Annotated in this window: 12 protein-coding genes; 2 read left to right on the top strand and 10 right to left on the bottom strand. The window is 73.5% G+C overall.

What is annotated here, in order from left to right:
- Window positions 1-12: 12 nt before the first annotated feature.
- The 4 genes from SM577_RS25560 to SM577_RS25545 form a co-directional block, all read right to left on the bottom strand.
- On the bottom strand, window positions 13-666 hold the full coding sequence (locus tag SM577_RS25560) for a M23 family metallopeptidase (RefSeq protein ID WP_474581736.1): 654 nt from the start codon (window positions 664-666) through the stop codon (window positions 13-15).
- A gap of 55 nt (window positions 667-721) precedes the next feature.
- Window positions 722-2,275: an OFA family MFS transporter gene (locus SM577_RS25555; protein WP_474588193.1), complete on the bottom strand. Its 1,554-nt coding sequence runs from the start codon at window positions 2,273-2,275 to the stop codon at window positions 722-724.
- 244 nt (window positions 2,276-2,519) lie between these two features.
- Window positions 2,520-2,912, bottom strand: coding sequence for a hypothetical protein (locus SM577_RS25550; protein WP_474581735.1), 393 nt, complete (start codon window positions 2,910-2,912; stop codon window positions 2,520-2,522).
- 395 nt (window positions 2,913-3,307) lie between these two features.
- Window positions 3,308-3,991, bottom strand: a complete 684-nt coding sequence (locus SM577_RS25545) for a TetR/AcrR family transcriptional regulator (protein WP_302917249.1) — start codon at window positions 3,989-3,991, stop codon at window positions 3,308-3,310.
- A 72-nt stretch (window positions 3,992-4,063) separates the two neighbouring features.
- Between SM577_RS25545 and SM577_RS25540 the strand changes: the two genes are divergently transcribed.
- Window positions 4,064-4,876, top strand: a complete 813-nt coding sequence (locus SM577_RS25540; RefSeq protein WP_302917250.1) for an alpha/beta fold hydrolase — start codon at window positions 4,064-4,066, stop codon at window positions 4,874-4,876.
- A gap of 55 nt (window positions 4,877-4,931) precedes the next feature.
- Here the strand turns inward: SM577_RS25540 and SM577_RS25535 are convergent, their stop codons facing one another.
- The 3 genes from SM577_RS25535 to SM577_RS25525 form a co-directional block, all read right to left on the bottom strand.
- Window positions 4,932-5,057, bottom strand: a complete 126-nt coding sequence (locus SM577_RS25535) for a hypothetical protein (protein WP_474588162.1) — start codon at window positions 5,055-5,057, stop codon at window positions 4,932-4,934.
- A 301-nt stretch (window positions 5,058-5,358) separates the two neighbouring features.
- Complete coding sequence (locus SM577_RS25530) at window positions 5,359-7,236, bottom strand: Xaa-Pro dipeptidyl-peptidase (protein WP_474588161.1); 1,878 nt, start codon at window positions 7,234-7,236, stop codon at window positions 5,359-5,361.
- 140 nt (window positions 7,237-7,376) lie between these two features.
- Window positions 7,377-8,303: a hypothetical protein gene (locus tag SM577_RS25525; RefSeq protein WP_474588160.1), complete on the bottom strand. Its 927-nt coding sequence runs from the start codon at window positions 8,301-8,303 to the stop codon at window positions 7,377-7,379.
- 562 nt (window positions 8,304-8,865) lie between these two features.
- Here SM577_RS25525 and SM577_RS25520 point away from each other — a divergent pair.
- Window positions 8,866-10,098 (top strand): HesA/MoeB/ThiF family protein, encoded by a 1,233-nt coding sequence (locus tag SM577_RS25520; RefSeq protein ID WP_474588159.1) that lies wholly within the window; start codon window positions 8,866-8,868, stop codon window positions 10,096-10,098.
- A gap of 37 nt (window positions 10,099-10,135) precedes the next feature.
- Here SM577_RS25520 and SM577_RS25515 read toward each other — a convergent pair whose 3' ends face one another.
- From SM577_RS25515 to SM577_RS25505, 3 genes are all read right to left on the bottom strand, one after another.
- Window positions 10,136-11,512: an FAD-dependent oxidoreductase gene (locus SM577_RS25515; RefSeq protein WP_302917257.1), complete on the bottom strand. Its 1,377-nt coding sequence runs from the start codon at window positions 11,510-11,512 to the stop codon at window positions 10,136-10,138.
- A 279-nt stretch (window positions 11,513-11,791) separates the two neighbouring features.
- On the bottom strand, window positions 11,792-14,023 hold the full coding sequence (gene katG, locus SM577_RS25510; protein WP_302917258.1) for a catalase/peroxidase HPI: 2,232 nt from the start codon (window positions 14,021-14,023) through the stop codon (window positions 11,792-11,794).
- A 48-nt stretch (window positions 14,024-14,071) separates the two neighbouring features.
- The gene (locus tag SM577_RS25505; RefSeq protein WP_302918684.1) at window positions 14,072-14,476 is read right to left on the bottom strand and encodes a Fur family transcriptional regulator; all 405 of its coding nucleotides are present in this window, start codon (window positions 14,474-14,476) and stop codon (window positions 14,072-14,074) included.
- Between the last annotated feature and the right edge of the window lie 51 nt (window positions 14,477-14,527).

Below are 14,527 nucleotides of genomic sequence, written 5' to 3'. Positions count from 1 at the left end.
CGGCCGACGGTGCTACGGCTGCCCGGCGGCGCAGTTGTTGCTCTTGCGGGTGACGGTGTACTCGGTGTCGTCGTTCGTGATGCCCGACGGCTGGCCGTCGAAGTAGGTCTCCACCTTCTCCCAGCCGCGGCGCTGCTCGTAGTGCAGGTGCGGGGCGCCGGAGTTGCCGGTGCTGCCGACCCGGCCGATCTGCTGGCCCTGGGCGACCCGTTGGCCCTCGGCGACCAGCGGCGGTTCGAGCAGGTGCAGGTACTGCGTCTCCCACTTGCCACCGTGGTCGATCTTCACCCAGTAACCGCCGCCCCGGCCGCGCGGGCCGTTCGGGTTGTCCGGGGTACGCCCGCCCAGGGAGCCGTTGATCCCGGCGACCGTGACCGTGCCGGCGTAGGACGCGAGCACCGGCCTCCCCCACGCCTCGCCGGTGGTGGGGAACAGGTCGACGTCGAAGTCGTCGTGGCCGGGGTAGGTGCCGAGCTGCCAGGTCTCCCCGCAGGCCACCGGGAGCTGGAAGAGCGGACGCGGGCCGGGCGGCCGCAGCAGCGGCACCACGACCACCGCGACGGCGACGAGCGCCAGGGCCGCGGCGAGCGCGAGGATCCACCGGAGGTTGCGTCTGCGGGCGTGGCGGCGGGTGCGGCGTCGGGCTGGAGGGTGGCCGGTCGTCACCGCCCGAAGCATGGCAGACGCCGGCAAGGCTCCGGCTCCCGGGTGGCGCGGCGGATCATTCCGTGAAGAGCTTCGCCGCGGTGGTCAGGGTCTGCACGACGCCGTACCCGAGCAGCACGGTGACCAGCGCCCAGGAGATCCAGAGCCGGGCCTGTTGCGTGCCGACGGCCGGCGCCGGGGGTCGGCTCTGCGGCCCGAGCGCGACCGGGTCGGTCTTCTCGGCCGGCGCCACCGGCACGGCGCCGCCGGTGTCCGGTTCGTGGAAGCGTTCCGGGACCGGGCGGACCAGCAGGTTGGCGATGAAACCGACGGCCAGCACGCCGACCATGGTGAACAGGGCCGGCCGGTAGGCCGACGCGGTGAGGGTGCCCGGCTTGCCCTGCGTGTCGAGGATCCCGTTGACGATCAGCGGGCCGGCCACGCCCGCGGCGGACCAGGCGGTCAGCAGCCGGCCGTGGATGGCGCCGACCTGGTGGGTGCCGAACAGGTCCCGCAGGTAGGCGGGAACGGTGGCGAAACCGCCGCCGTAGAAGGAGATGATGACGCCGGCCAGGAGCACGAACAGCACGGTGGCGTTCTGTCCGACCACCGCCAGCAGGGTGTACAGCACCATGCCGAGGCCGAGGTAGAGCACGTAGATCGGCTTGCGGCCGATGAGGTCGGACGTCGTCGACCAGACGAAGCGCCCGGCCATGTTGAACAGCGACAGCAGGCCCACGAAGCCGCCGGCCGCGGCGACCGAGACCGCCGACACCCCGTTGTCCCGGAAGAAGTCCTGGATCATCGGTGCGGCCTGTTCGAGGATGCCGATACCGGCCGTCACGTTCGTGAACAGCACGATCCAGAGCAGCCAGAACGAGCGGGTGCGGATGGCGTTCGCGGCCGAGACGCTGGCCCGGGTGATCATGGGTTTCCGCGCCACCGACGAGGGATCGAAGCCGGCCGGGCGCCAACCCGGCGGGGGCACCCGCACGTTGAACACGCCGAACATCATGATCACGAAGTAGCCGATGCCGAGCGTGAGGAAGAGCCCCACGAGCGCGCCGCCCGAGGCCACCGCCCCCGCTCTGGCCGGGTCGAAGCCGGGGTCGTAGAGGGAGAGCAGCTGGCGCGACACCGGGCTGGCGAGCAGCGCGCCGCCGCCGAATCCCATGATCGCCAGACCGGTGGCCAGCCCGGGTCGGTCCGGGAACCACTTGATCAGCGTGGAGACGGGCGAGATGTAGCCGATGCCGAGCCCGATGCCGCCGATCACGCCGTAGCCCAGGTAGAGCAGCCAGAGCTGCCGGGTGGCGATGCCGAGCGCGCCGATCAGGAAGCCGGCCGCCCAGAAGCACGCGGAGGTGAACATCGTCTTGCGGGGCCCGCTGCGCTCGGCCCAGGTGCCGCCGACCGCCGCCGAGAGACCGAGCATCACGATCGCGATGCTGAAGATCACGCCGATCGCCGTCTGGCTGACGTCGAACCGGGCGATCAGCGAGTTCTTGTACACGCTGGTCGCATAGACCTGGCCGATGCACAGGTGCACAGCGAGCGCGGCCGGCGGGATCAGCCACCGGCTGTATCCGGGGGGCGCGACGGTGTGCCGAGGGTCGAGCGCGGCCAACACGGGCACTTTCCGCACCTCCTGCGCGCGAACGGGCGGTCCGCGGTGCGACGGCCGTGGCAGGTCCCACCGCGACAGGACACGGCGGGGTACCCGGACAGCGCCGGTTCATCCCACGTCAGGCAGCGGGACCGCCCGGGCGCGACGGGCGCACGATGGTCGGCCGGTGGCAGGCATCCGGCGGGACCCCGCCCGCTCGCGGGGGTACGCGCGAGCGGCGAGGTCCGCGGGGCCGGTCGGGCGACCGTCAGGTGACCCGGCTCAGGCCGCGCCGGCCGTTGCCTCGGCGGACGTTCTCCGTCCGGCCGTCGGCGCCGAGCATCCGGCGCGCGGCCTCGAGCCCGGTCAGCGCCGCCCCGTACGCGGTCAACTCGCGCTGGAAGTGCTCGACCTTGGCGTACCAGTACTTGAGCTCCGGGTTCATCGACTTGGAGTTGATGTAGTTGACGATGTCCGTCTCCGGGTCGATGCCCCGGCGCGCGCAGCAGCGGTCGAAGCGGGCCTTGGTGCGGTCGTACTTCTCGGTCATCGCCGCCAGGCTGGCCTCCGCCTCGAGCAGCCTGGACTGCAGATACGCCACGTACTCACGGGGAATCGACGGGGTGGCGAACTCCAGTCGGGTGGTGGACAGCGCGGACATCGCCGTCACCGCCCCGGACAACTGGCCGGGCCGTGCCGCCGGCGCGACGTGACCACCGGGTACGGGCGCCGGGCCGGCACGCTGCCGGACGTCCCGGGCAGCGCCGCCTGCCGAGCTACGCATCCGTTCAACAAGATCATGCTGACCGCCTCCACTCGCGCTACGTCCGGTGCACCGCCGGCGGGGAGGTCGAGCCCTGGCTGGCCCGGCGACGTTGCCGCCAGCCACCGCCGGCGCAGTGATGTACTTCTACCCCTGCGGGCGGCCGACTATGCCCGGGCACGGACCTCGGTGCTTCGGCGCGGCTGGTAGGTGCGTGTCGTGACCCGGCGGCGGGTGCGCGCGGTCTCCGCGGTGTGCACCCCGTCCGGCGTCGACGTGCCGCGCGGCACGGCTCAGGCGGGGTCAGTCGCGAGCAGGCCGCACAGCAGGCTCCGCTGGGCCCGCTCGAAGAGGTCCGTGGCCGGGGGTGCGGCGGGCGGCTGGGTCAGGGCTGCCACCAGATGGGGGTACGGACCGACGTCGAGGCCGGCGAACGTGAACCCCTCCCCGGCCGTCCGCTTGCGGGCGAACAGGATGGAGATCCCGTTCATCACGCCGATCGCCTCGAACTTGGCGACCGGCGTCGCCGGGACCGGTGCCATGATCCGCAGGCAGGCGTCGAAGAACGCCAGTGCCTCCGGGCCGATCGCGGAGGCCCGTTGGCTCAACTCCGACAGCCAGGGGTGCCGCTCGTGCACGGCCCGTTGGGCGCGGGCCATCCGCAGCATCGCGTCCAGCCAGTCCCCCTCCGGCTCCGGATACGGCCGCAGTTCGGCGGCCACCCGGTCGGCCATCAGGTCGAGCAGGTCGTCCCGGGAGGACAGGTACCGGTAGAGCGAGGCCGCACCGGTCTCCAGTCGGGTGGCGACCGCCCGCATCGACACCGCGGCCAGCCCGTCGGCGTCCGCGATGGCGATCGCCGCGGCCACGATGTCGTCCCGGCTGTGGGCCGGGGTCGGGCCCCGGGTGCCACGTTCGGGTCGGCGCCAGATCGACTCCCGCTGGGAGTGGCCGGATTTCGGGGCTGCGTCGCTCACCGATCCACTGTAAACTGCAAACGCCGTTCGCAGTTTTTGGCCGACGCGGAGACGCGGGGAAGGCGGAACACCATGGACCGGATCATCGCCCCGGACGGCGAGAAGATCGTGCTGCACTCCACCGGCGCCGGCCCGGACGTCGTCGTGGTGCACGGCGGTGGGGTCACCATCGAGCCCTACCGCAGGCTGGCCACCGCCCTCGCCGAACGCTGCACCGTGCACCTCTACAACCGGCGCGGCCGGGCGGACGCCCCCGCGCGCCGCGAGCCGTACACGGTGGCGCAGGAGATCGAAGACCTCGGCGCGGTGCTCGCGCACACCGGCGCCCGCACCGTCGTCGGGCACAGCTCGGGCGGCTTCATCGCGCTGCGCGCCGCGCTCACCCTGCCGATCGCCCGGCTCGCGCTCTACGACCCGGCCGTCTCGGTCGACGGCATCCTCACCGGCGAGTTCATCGCCTCGGCGCGGGCCGCGCTGCGCGCCGGCGACCCCGCCCGCGCGATGGCGATCGTCGGCGCCGCCGCCAACCCGCACCTCCCGGCGTCCCGACTGCCGCTCGGCGCGCAGACCGCGCTCTGCCGGCTCTTCCTGCGCACCCGGATCGGGCGGCAGATGAGCGAACTGCTCGACATCACCCTCGACGAGACCGCCCTGGTCGCGGCGCACGGCGGCGCGCCCGAGCAGTACGCGGGCGTGAACGCGGAGGTGCTGTTCGCCTACGGGCAGGCCGGGCCGCCGTACTACCCGAAGATCGCGGCCGCCCTGGCCACCGCCCTGCCGCGGATGCGGGTGCTGCCGGTGCCGCGCTGCGGCCACGACGGCATCAACCGCGCGCCGGCCCGACTGGTCGACCCGCTCGTGGCCTTCCTGACCGCGACGGCGTGAGGCGCGCGGCGGGGGCGCACCGGCGGGACCGGCGCGCCCCCGTTCGGTCGGCGGCTCAGCGGCGGACGTATTCCCCGCCGCCCGGCGCGACCGCCGCCGGTCCGGCCAGGCCGGCCACGGCGCCCGCGGCGCTGGCGGTGCCCGGATACAGGTAGAAGCCGCCGACCACGTCGGACCACATCCGCGCGTCCGGTCAGGTTGTGCACGTGGAAGGCGTCCCGCGGCCCGATCCCGGCGAGCACGCCGTTCGCCGGACGACGGGCGGTGGGCAGATCCGGATCAGTGCCCTCGTAGCCGGCGGCCCGACGCCGGGCGGCGAACGTCGCGGACGCCGCAACCGGCGGGGCTGGGCCTGACCAGGCGGCCACCGGACGGCCCGGTGGGGCGGTTCCGACCCGCCGGAACCGCCCCACCTCGGTCAGTGCCACAGCCGACCGCCGGCCACCTGAAGCCGCCGGTCGCTCCCGCCGCTCGGGGCCGGCTCAGAAGCCGAGGACGGCCCTGCCCCCGACCACCGGCAGCCGCAGCTCGCTGTCGCCCGGCGCGACCCGCAGCCGGGTGCCGCCGAGCGGCAGCAGGGTGTACTCCTGGTCGCTGGAGAAGACGACCACCCCGATCCGGTGGCCGGCCGGGAAGACGTAGTCCTTCGGCTCCAGGGTCCACCGGTAGTCGTACCGCTTGCCCTGCTTCACCGGCTGGGTGCGGGCCGGGTCGTTGCGGTTCTGCGGGTCCATCCAGCCCCGGGTCACCACGGTCGGCGTGGCGGTCGAGCCGGCCGGGCCGTAGTCGACCAGGTACACGGTGAGGTTCGCGTCCGGCTTGTTGTCGATGGCCATCCGCAACCGCATCTCGGGGCGACCGGAGATGCGGACGTCCCGGCTCAGCGCCGGGGACCGGTAGACGAGCCGGTTCGGGCTCGCCGCGTCCGGGTTGGCCACCAGGGCGTCCGGGTGGATGGTCCGGCCCTCGTCGACGAAGCCCTGCTCGACCCTCCCCTGTGGCCGCCCGCCCGTGGTGAGCGTGCCCGGTCCGGTGGCGTCGGTCGCGGCCAGCTTCAGGGCGACCGCGCGGGCGCCCGGGTCGGGCCAGTTGCGGTACGTGGTGTAGACGCGGTTCTCCCGCTGCACCACCGCGGTCGGCTCCTCCATGATCCCGTTGCGCACGCCCCAGAGCCAGTAGTCGAACCAGCGGTTCTCGGTCTGCTTGTAGGTCCAGGTCCGGCCGTCGGGCAGGGTCACCGACGCGTTGCTGCCCGGGCCGCCGTGCCCGCCCTGGTGCAGCCAGATCTTGCGCGGTACGTCCCGCCGGGCGAGCTCGTCCCACCAGCCGGCGAAGTGCTCGGTCTTCACGTTCCAGTCGTTGAGGCCGTGCACCACGAAGACGCTCGCCTCGACGCGCCGGGCGTCGAGGTGGTCGCGGTCCCCCCAGAAGCTCGTGTAGTCGCCGGTGACCCGGTCCTGCTCCGCGGTGAGCCGGGCGATCTCGTCGGCGCAGGGACCCTCGGCCCGGGCCCGGCCGGCGGTGAACCGGGCCAGGACGTCGGTGTCCTCGCCCTGGAACGTCCCCGGCGCGACGACCAGACCGTTGGCCCGGTAGTAGTCGTACCAGCTGCTGATCGCGGCGACCGGCACGATCGTGCGGAGTCCCTCGACCCCGGTGGTGGCCACCTGGTTGGGCAGCGTGCCGTTGTAGGAGACGCCGGTCATGCCGACCGCGCCGGTGGTCCAGCCGGCGGTGACCGGCGCGCCGTTCGCGTCGTACCCCGGCGCCCGCCCGTTCAGCCAGTCGACGACCGCCCTGGTGCCGAGCGTCTCGGCGTGGTCGCCGCTGGTCGGGCAGCCGTCGGAGTCGCCGGTGCCGACGCTCTGGCCGAGCACCACCGCGTAGCCGCGCGGGACGTAGTAGTCGTCCAGCGAGCCGGGCAGGTTGGCCTTCGCCCCGGCGCGCTGCACGCCCAGGTCGAGCGCCCGCAGCCCGGAGCCGCGGGTCAGCCCGTTCTGCGGCAGCTCGTCCACCAGCACGCTCGGGTACGGCACGTCGCCCCAGACGTCCTTGCGGTACGGGCTGTGCTCGAAGATGACCGGCACCTTGAGCCCCTGGGTGGCGGTCTCCCGGGGCCGGGAGATGTCGATCGCCACCCGGTCGAGCCGGCCGCCGTGGTCGGTGTCGACGGTGGTCTGCACGTACACCCGCTCCTCGATCGCGTCGGCGAGCGAGAAGACCGGCTGGGTCATGCCGTCGACGACCACGATGCCGGATGGTGGGGCGGCCGCGGGTCGGGCCGCCGCCGGGGCGGCGCTGAGCAGCAACGCGCCGGACACGCCGACGCCGAGTAGGGCCAGATAGGGGGATCGACGCACGCGCGGCTCCCTTCGTCGGGCCGTGGCCACGGTCGGCCAGGGGTGCCCCCGAACATGTCACATGGCGGGCGTGGGCGGCAGTCCCGTCGATCGATCCATCGCCGATCCGTCCATTCACGGCGGCCGCGCGCCCGCCGCCCTCAGTCGCCGGTCGCGTCGGGGCCGTCACCACGGACGGCCCCGCTGCGGCGCCGGCCGGGCACCGCGAGCGCGAGCAGCGCGACCGCGAGGACCGGCAGCAACGCCGGCAGCGGTGCCGTGGCCGGCCCCGGCGACGAGGGCTGGCCGATCGCCACGGCGACCACCGCCTCCCGGCGGTACCCGGGCTCCAGGAACGCCGAGCCCCCGGTGACCACCTCTGCCGCCTGCCAGACCATCGGCCGGGCCGGCCCCGCGCCCGCCAGGTCGGCGGCGAGCACGGCGGTGATCAGCAGCAAACCGCCCAGCACGGCCGGCACCCCGGAGCGCCACCGTCGGCCGGCGGCCACCACGAGCACCGCAAGCCCGGCGGCGACCGCCACCATGGTCGGCACCCGCGCGCCGAGCGTGACCAGCCGCCGGGCCAGCGTCCCGCCGTCGACGTCGACGAGCAGGACGGCCGCCACCACCGCGACGACGGCCCAGGCGACGCGACGCGGCCAGCGCGCCTCGGTCCGCGGCCGGTCGGCCAGCGTCACCACCGTGCCGCCGCAGATCAACCAGGTGCCCAGCACCATCGGCCAGTGCGCGGTGAGCTGCGCCGACAACGCCTCCCCCAGCCAGGACAGATCCGCGCCGACGGAGTACGGCTCGGGCGCGCCCAGCGGCGCGTAGAACGGCGACAGGTACCTCGGCCCGCCCACGTCGCGCGCCGACAGCGCGGCGTCGACCGCGAGGACGCCGGCACCGGCAGCCACCAGGACACGCCCCCGCCCGCCGCCGAGCAGCACGATGGCGGCGAGCCCGGCGAGGGCCACCCCGGTCGCCTGCCCGGCGAGCACCGGCGCGTCCGACAGCGCCCCGAGTACGTGCACCACCACCGCGCCGGCAACCACCGACCAGCACACCGTTCCAGCAGACAGCCGCACGGCGCACATCCAACCACCCGATCGGGTCGGCTCTCCCGCCACCAGTGGATCGCGGTCGCCGCGCCGCCGTCCCGCGCGGGCAGGCCAGCACTACCGGAGCGCTGGCGAACTCACCGCCGCGACGGTCGCGGCCGATCGTTGATGATCGACTTGTGTCGAGCTGATGACGGCGGGCGACAGGGTGGGGTTCACCTGCCGGGGTGACCGGGAGGCGATGCGACCCGAGGAGGCATGCCATGGAGAAGGCCAAGGTCGAGCAGACCGGCACGAAGAAGCTGGCGCTCAAGGTCCGCAAGCTGGAGAAGCTGGAGACGACGGGCGTCCGCGACGCCGTCGGCGGCTGATCCGGCGACGGCGCTTCGGTCGCTACGGAATATCGGGGGTAGCGACCGAAGTGCCGTCGCCAGACCAGGTTTCGTCCGGGCTCCGGTCCTTCCCGGCCGGCCCGGGCGCCCCTGTCCCAGCGAGGGTTGTGAGGTCGCGGATGCCCATGCTCAGGCCACGTGTCAAGCGTGTCCATCAGCCGTACCGCCTGCCGGGGAGTCGACTGCTCATCGGGCTGATGCAGTACGGCGTCGCCGCCGAGATCCAGGACGACGAGGAGGGCAGCGTAGCCCGGATCCTGGCGCTGCTGGACGGCACCCGCGACCTGGCCCAGGTCTGTGCCGATCTCGCCGTCACCCACCCGGATCTGGACGAGGAGAGCGTCCGGGAGGTGGTGGACCAGCTCATCGAGCAGGGGTTCGTCGAGGACGCCGGCGCGCCGCTGCCCGACGGCTTCCCGCCCGAGGCCGCCGCCCGGTACGACCGCGCGCGGCACTTCTACTCCTGGATCGACCCCACTCCGCGCCGGTCGCCCTACGAGGTCCAGGCGCGGATCGGGCGGGCCCGCGTGGCCCTGCTCGGCCTCGGCGGCACGGGCACCGCGGTGGCCGCCGGCCTGGTCGCCAGCGGCGTCGGCAGCCTGCACTGCGTCGACTTCGACGTCGTCGACGAGCCGAACCTGACCCGCCAGCTGCTCTACACCGAGCGCGACGTCGGCCAGCCGAAGGTGAAGGTCGCGGTGGAGCGACTGCGGGCGATGAACTCCGGGGTGGAGGTGACCGGCGAGGAGTGCCAGGTGCGCTCCGCCGCGGACCTCGCCCCGCTGATGGCCGACCGCGACGCCTTCGTGCTCTGCGCGGACAAGCCCGTGCAGCTCATCCAGAGCTGGACGAACGAGGCGGCGCTGCGCACCCGCACACCCTGGTTCATGGCCCTCTACACCGGCCCGATGACGGTCGTCGGCTCGTTCCTGCCGGATCGGACCGGCTGCTACACCTGCATGTGCCGGCGGCAGGACCAGCACGAGTTCTACACCGACGGCACGCCGCTGATCTGGTGGCTGGACCGCGGCATCGCCGAGGCCCGCGAGGTGGGATACGGCGAGGCGGAGTGGCACGGCCTGATCGTCCGGTCCGAGGTGGCCGTGCGCCGCGGTGAAGCCGAGGCCGCCCTCGCCGACCTGCACCGGGCCGGTCACCTCGCCGAGGGCCTGGGCCGCCCCTTCCTGTACGGCATCGTGCTGCGGCAGTCCGCCCGGGTTCACCAGATGACCGGGGACGTCGGCCTCGCCGAGTCGAGCCGGTCCGCCGCGCGGGAGATCCTGGACAACTGCGTGACCGGCCGCGATCCCGGGATCGAGAACTTCCTGGCCGACAGCGACCCGGATCCCCGGGCGGCAGGTCCGGCCGACCGCCGCCGCCCGGCCCGGATGACCGGGAACGGTCTCCAGGTCGGCGCCACCCGGCGCTGACCCGGCGCCACCCGGCGCTGACCCGGCGGTGACCCAGTCAGCGGGCGCGCAGGTTGGCGCGCAGGGCGCCCAGGACCACGCCGGGGGTGGCGAGCGATCGCGGGTGCGCGCGCATGGAGACCACCTCGTTGAAGCGCCGCGCGGTCGGCACGTGCGTGACGGTCGCCGCGACGATCTGCCGGCTGACCCAGCTGGAGAGCCGGTAGCCGCGCGGGTAGGGCCCGTCGACGTGCGGCAGTGCCAGGTCCGCGGAGGTCGACATCGACCAGGCGGCGTCGACCACGACCTTCTGCAGGGCGAGGAACCGGCGCGCGGGCACCCGCAGGTCCGGCCGGGATCGCAGGTACGTCGACAGGCAGGCGGCGTGCAGCGCCGCCGCCGTCATGCCCTGCCCGTACACCGGGTTGAACGACGCCACCGCGTCGCCGACGCTGACCAGCCCGGCCGGGAACCGCTCCAACGCGGCGAACTCCCGCCGCCGGCTGTCGGCATGGCGGTAGGTCTGCACGTCGCCGAGCAGCTCGCTGTCGGCGACCTCGCCGAACTCCGGCGGGAACTGCTCGCGCAGCCGGCGGACGAAGTCCTCGGCGGTACACCCCGGCCGGTGGTCCCCGTAACCGGCCATCATGGCCATCCACCGGCCGTCCTCGATGGCGAAGAACGCGGCCCCGGCCACGTCGGACGACATCCTCGGGGTGTGCAGCGCCATGACGACAGTCAGGGCCGGGTTGGCCTCCCGGCGGCGGAACAGGGCCGTCGCGTAGTTGAGGTGCACCGGCATCCGCCGGGTGACCGGCCGGTCCCAACCGGCCCGCTCCAGCCAGTCGGACAGCCGGCTCGACCGCCCCATGGCGTCCACCACGAGATCTCCGCTCTCCACGCCGGACATCCCGCCGACGTCGAAGCGCACCCCGGTGGTGACGGCCCCGTCGATCACCAGACCGGTGGCCCGGGCGGTGACCGTCTTGACGTTGGGCAGGCGTAGCACCTGCTGGCGGATCAGCCCCTCCAGCAGTGGCCGGCTGCCCGCCAGGCTGTCGGCGTCGTCGGGGACGACCACCTTCCGTCGACCGTCGAGATAGCTCCGCCGGGCCGCCGGCGGGGCCTCGACCGCCCCCTGGGCCAGGGCCTGCTCGCGGAAGCCCGGGAACAGCTGCTCGAGCTGGAGGAAGCCGCCGGGCAGCAGCGCGTGCAGCTGCGTGCCCTGCGGCACGCCGGGCCGCCCGCCGGGCACGTGCAGGTCGTCCCGGTCGAGGACGACGACGCTCTCCGCGTGGTCGGACAGCACCCGCGCGGCCAGCAACCCCGCGACGCTGCCGCCGACCACCACCGCCTTGCCCAGCACCGGCCACGACCGCTGCGGGGGTCGCACCTGGTTCAGCGCCGCGAAGACCCGGGCCGGCGAGAGGGACATGGTGCTCTCCAAGGAGGTACGAGGAGTGGTCGCTGCTCACCTGCCTGGCGGCCGGCGATCGTGCGTGGGCGGACCGGCGGGCGAGCCGGTCGACGTGACGCCCGTCGATCCTCGCACAGGCACGGGGCACCGCCGGGACGGGTATGCGACAAATCAGGCGTCCCGCAACCACCCCCGGTCGCCCCGCCGTCCCGTGGCACCGCTGCCGGGCGGCCGACCACCCGACCGACGACGAGCGGGCCGGCCGGCGGGTACGCCGGCCGGCCCGCTCCGTCGGGATCAGACGAGGTCGAACCGGTCCAGGTTCATCACCTTGACCCACGCCGCGACGAAGTCCCGGACGAACTTCTCCCGCGCGTCGTCGCCCGCGTAGACCTCGGCGAGCGCGCGCAGCTCCGAGTTGGAGCCGAACACCAGGTCGACGCGGGTACCGGTCCAGCGGACCTCGCCGGTGGCGGCGTCCACGCCCTCGAACGTGTTCGCGTCCTCGGACGTCGCCCGCCACGTGGTGCCCAGGTCGAGCAGGTTGACGAAGAAGTCGTTGGTCAGCGAGCCCGGGTTCGTGGTGAAGACGCCCAGCGGCGACTGCCGGTGGTTGGCACCCAGGACGCGCAGACCACCGACGAGGACGGTCATCTCGGGCGCGGTCAGGGTCAGCAGGTTCGCCTTGTCGACCAGGAGGAACTCGGCCGGCAGCCGGTTGCCCTTGCCGAGGTAGTTGCGGAAGCCGTCGGCGGTCGGCTCCATCGCGGCGAACGACTCCACGTCGGTCTGCTCCTGGGTCGCGTCGGTGCGCCCCGGGGTGAAGGGAACCTCGACGTCGAAACCGGCGTTGCGGGCGGCCTGCTCGACGCCGGCGCCGCCGGCGAGCACGATCAGGTCGGCGAGCGAGACCTTCTTGCCGCCGGTCTGGGCGGCGTTGAACGCCTGCTGGATCCCCTCCAGGGTGTGCAGCACCCGGGCCAGCTCGTCGGGGTTGTTGACCTCCCAGCTGTTCTGCGGCTCCAGGCGGATCCGCGCGCCGTTGGCGCCGCCGCGCTTGTCGCCGCCCCGGAACGTCGACGCCGACGCCCACGCGGTGGAGACGAGCTGGGGCACCGACAGCCCGGAGGCGAGGATCTGCGCCTTGAGGGCGGCCACGTCGTCGGCGTCGACCAGCTCGTGGTCCACCGCCGGGACCGGGTCCTGCCAGACCAAGACCTCGGACGGGACCTCCGGGCCGAGGTAGCGCTGGATCGGGCCCATGTCGCGGTGGGTCAGCTTGAACCAGGCCCGGGCGAAGGCGTCCGCGAACTCCTCCGGGTGCTCGTGGAAGCGCCGCGAGATCTGCTCGTAGATCGGGTCGAACCGGAGGGCGAGGTCGCTGGTCAGCATCCGCGGCTCGCGGCGCTTCGTCGGGTCGTGCGCCTCCGGCACCATGTCGCTGCCCGCGCCGTTCTTCGGACGCCACTGGTTGGCGCCCGCCGGGGACTTCACCAGCTCCCAGTCGTAGGCGAACAGGATGTGGAAGAACTCGTTGTCCCACCGGGTCGGGTGGTAGGTCCAGGTCACCTCGATGCCGCTGGTGATCGTGTCGGCGCCCTTGCCGGTGCCGAAGCTGCTCTTCCAGCCCAGGCCCTGCTGCTCGATCGGGGCGGCCTCCGGCTCCGGGCCGACGTGGTCGGCGGGGCCGGCGCCGTGGGTCTTGCCGAAGGTGTGGCCGCCGGCGATCAGCGCGACGGTCTCCTCGTCGTTCATCCCCATCCGGCGGAACGTCTCGCGGATGTCCCGGGCCGAGGCGAGCGGGTCGGGGTTGCCGTTCGGGCCCTCGGGGTTGACGTAGATGAGCCCCATCTGCACCGCGGCGAGCGGGTTCTCCAGCTCGCGGTCGCCGGTGTAGCGCTGGTCACCCAGCCACGTGGTCTCGGGGCCCCAGTAGACGTCCTCCTCCGGCTCCCACACGTCGGCCCGGCCGCCGGCGAAGCCGAAGGTCTTGAAGCCCATCGACTCCAGGGCGACGTTGCCGGCGAGGATCATGAGGTCGGCCCAGGAGATGCTCTGGCCGTACTTCTTCTTGACCGGCCAGAGCAGGCGGCGGGCCTTGTCCAGGTTCGCGTTGTCCGGCCAGCTGTTGAGCGGCGCGAAGCGCTGCATGCCGGCACCGGCGCCGCCCCGGCCGTCGCTGATCCGGTACGTGCCGGCGCTGTGCCAGGCCATCCGGATCATGAGCGGCCCGTAGTGGCCGAAGTCGGCCGGCCACCACTCCTGCGAGGTCGTCAGCAGCTCGGCGATGTCCCGCTTCACCGCGGCCAGGTCGAGGCTCTGGAACGCCTTGGCGTAGTCGAACTCCTCGCCGAGGGGGTTCCGCACCGCGGGGTTCTTGGCGAGGATCTTGAGGTTGATGCTCTCCGGCCACCAGGCGCGGTTGCCGCCACCCTGGGTCGGGTGGGGGGCGCGGCCGTGCGCGACCGGGCAGCGGGACTCGCTACCCGCCTCCGCGTCGTGGACGACGGCCTCGTGGTGCTCGGACATCGGGTTCTCGGACAACGCTTTCCTTCCGTGGTGGGGGGAACAGTGGGATCAGGAGTTGCCAGCGGTGGAGCAGTCGGGGCAGCGGCCCCGGTAGACGACCTCGGCCTCGTCGATGGCGAAGCCGTGGTCGTCGGACGCGGTCAGGCAGGGCGCCGCGCCGACGGCGCAGTCGACGTCGGCGATCAGGCCGCAGGACCGGCACACGACGTGGTGGTGGTTGTCACCGGTACGCGCCTCGTAGCGGGCCACGGAGCCGGGCGGCTCGATGCGCCGCAGCAGACCCGCCGCGGTCAGCGCGCGCAGCACGTCGTACACCGCCTGGCGGGAGACCTCGGGGAGGTCCCGGCGCACGGCACCGATGATCGAGTCCGTGTCGGCGTGCGGATGCGCGTGCACCGCGTTCAGCACTGCCACCCGGGGGCGGGTCACGCGCAACGCGGCCCCACGCAGCATCTGCTGGAGGTCCAGAGCCGTGGTCACGCCGGAAGTGTGGCCGGTTTTCTG

The sequence above is a fragment of the Micromonospora desertarenae genome (assembly GCF_056150265.1).
This window is presented reverse-complemented; position numbering and strand designations above follow the sequence as displayed.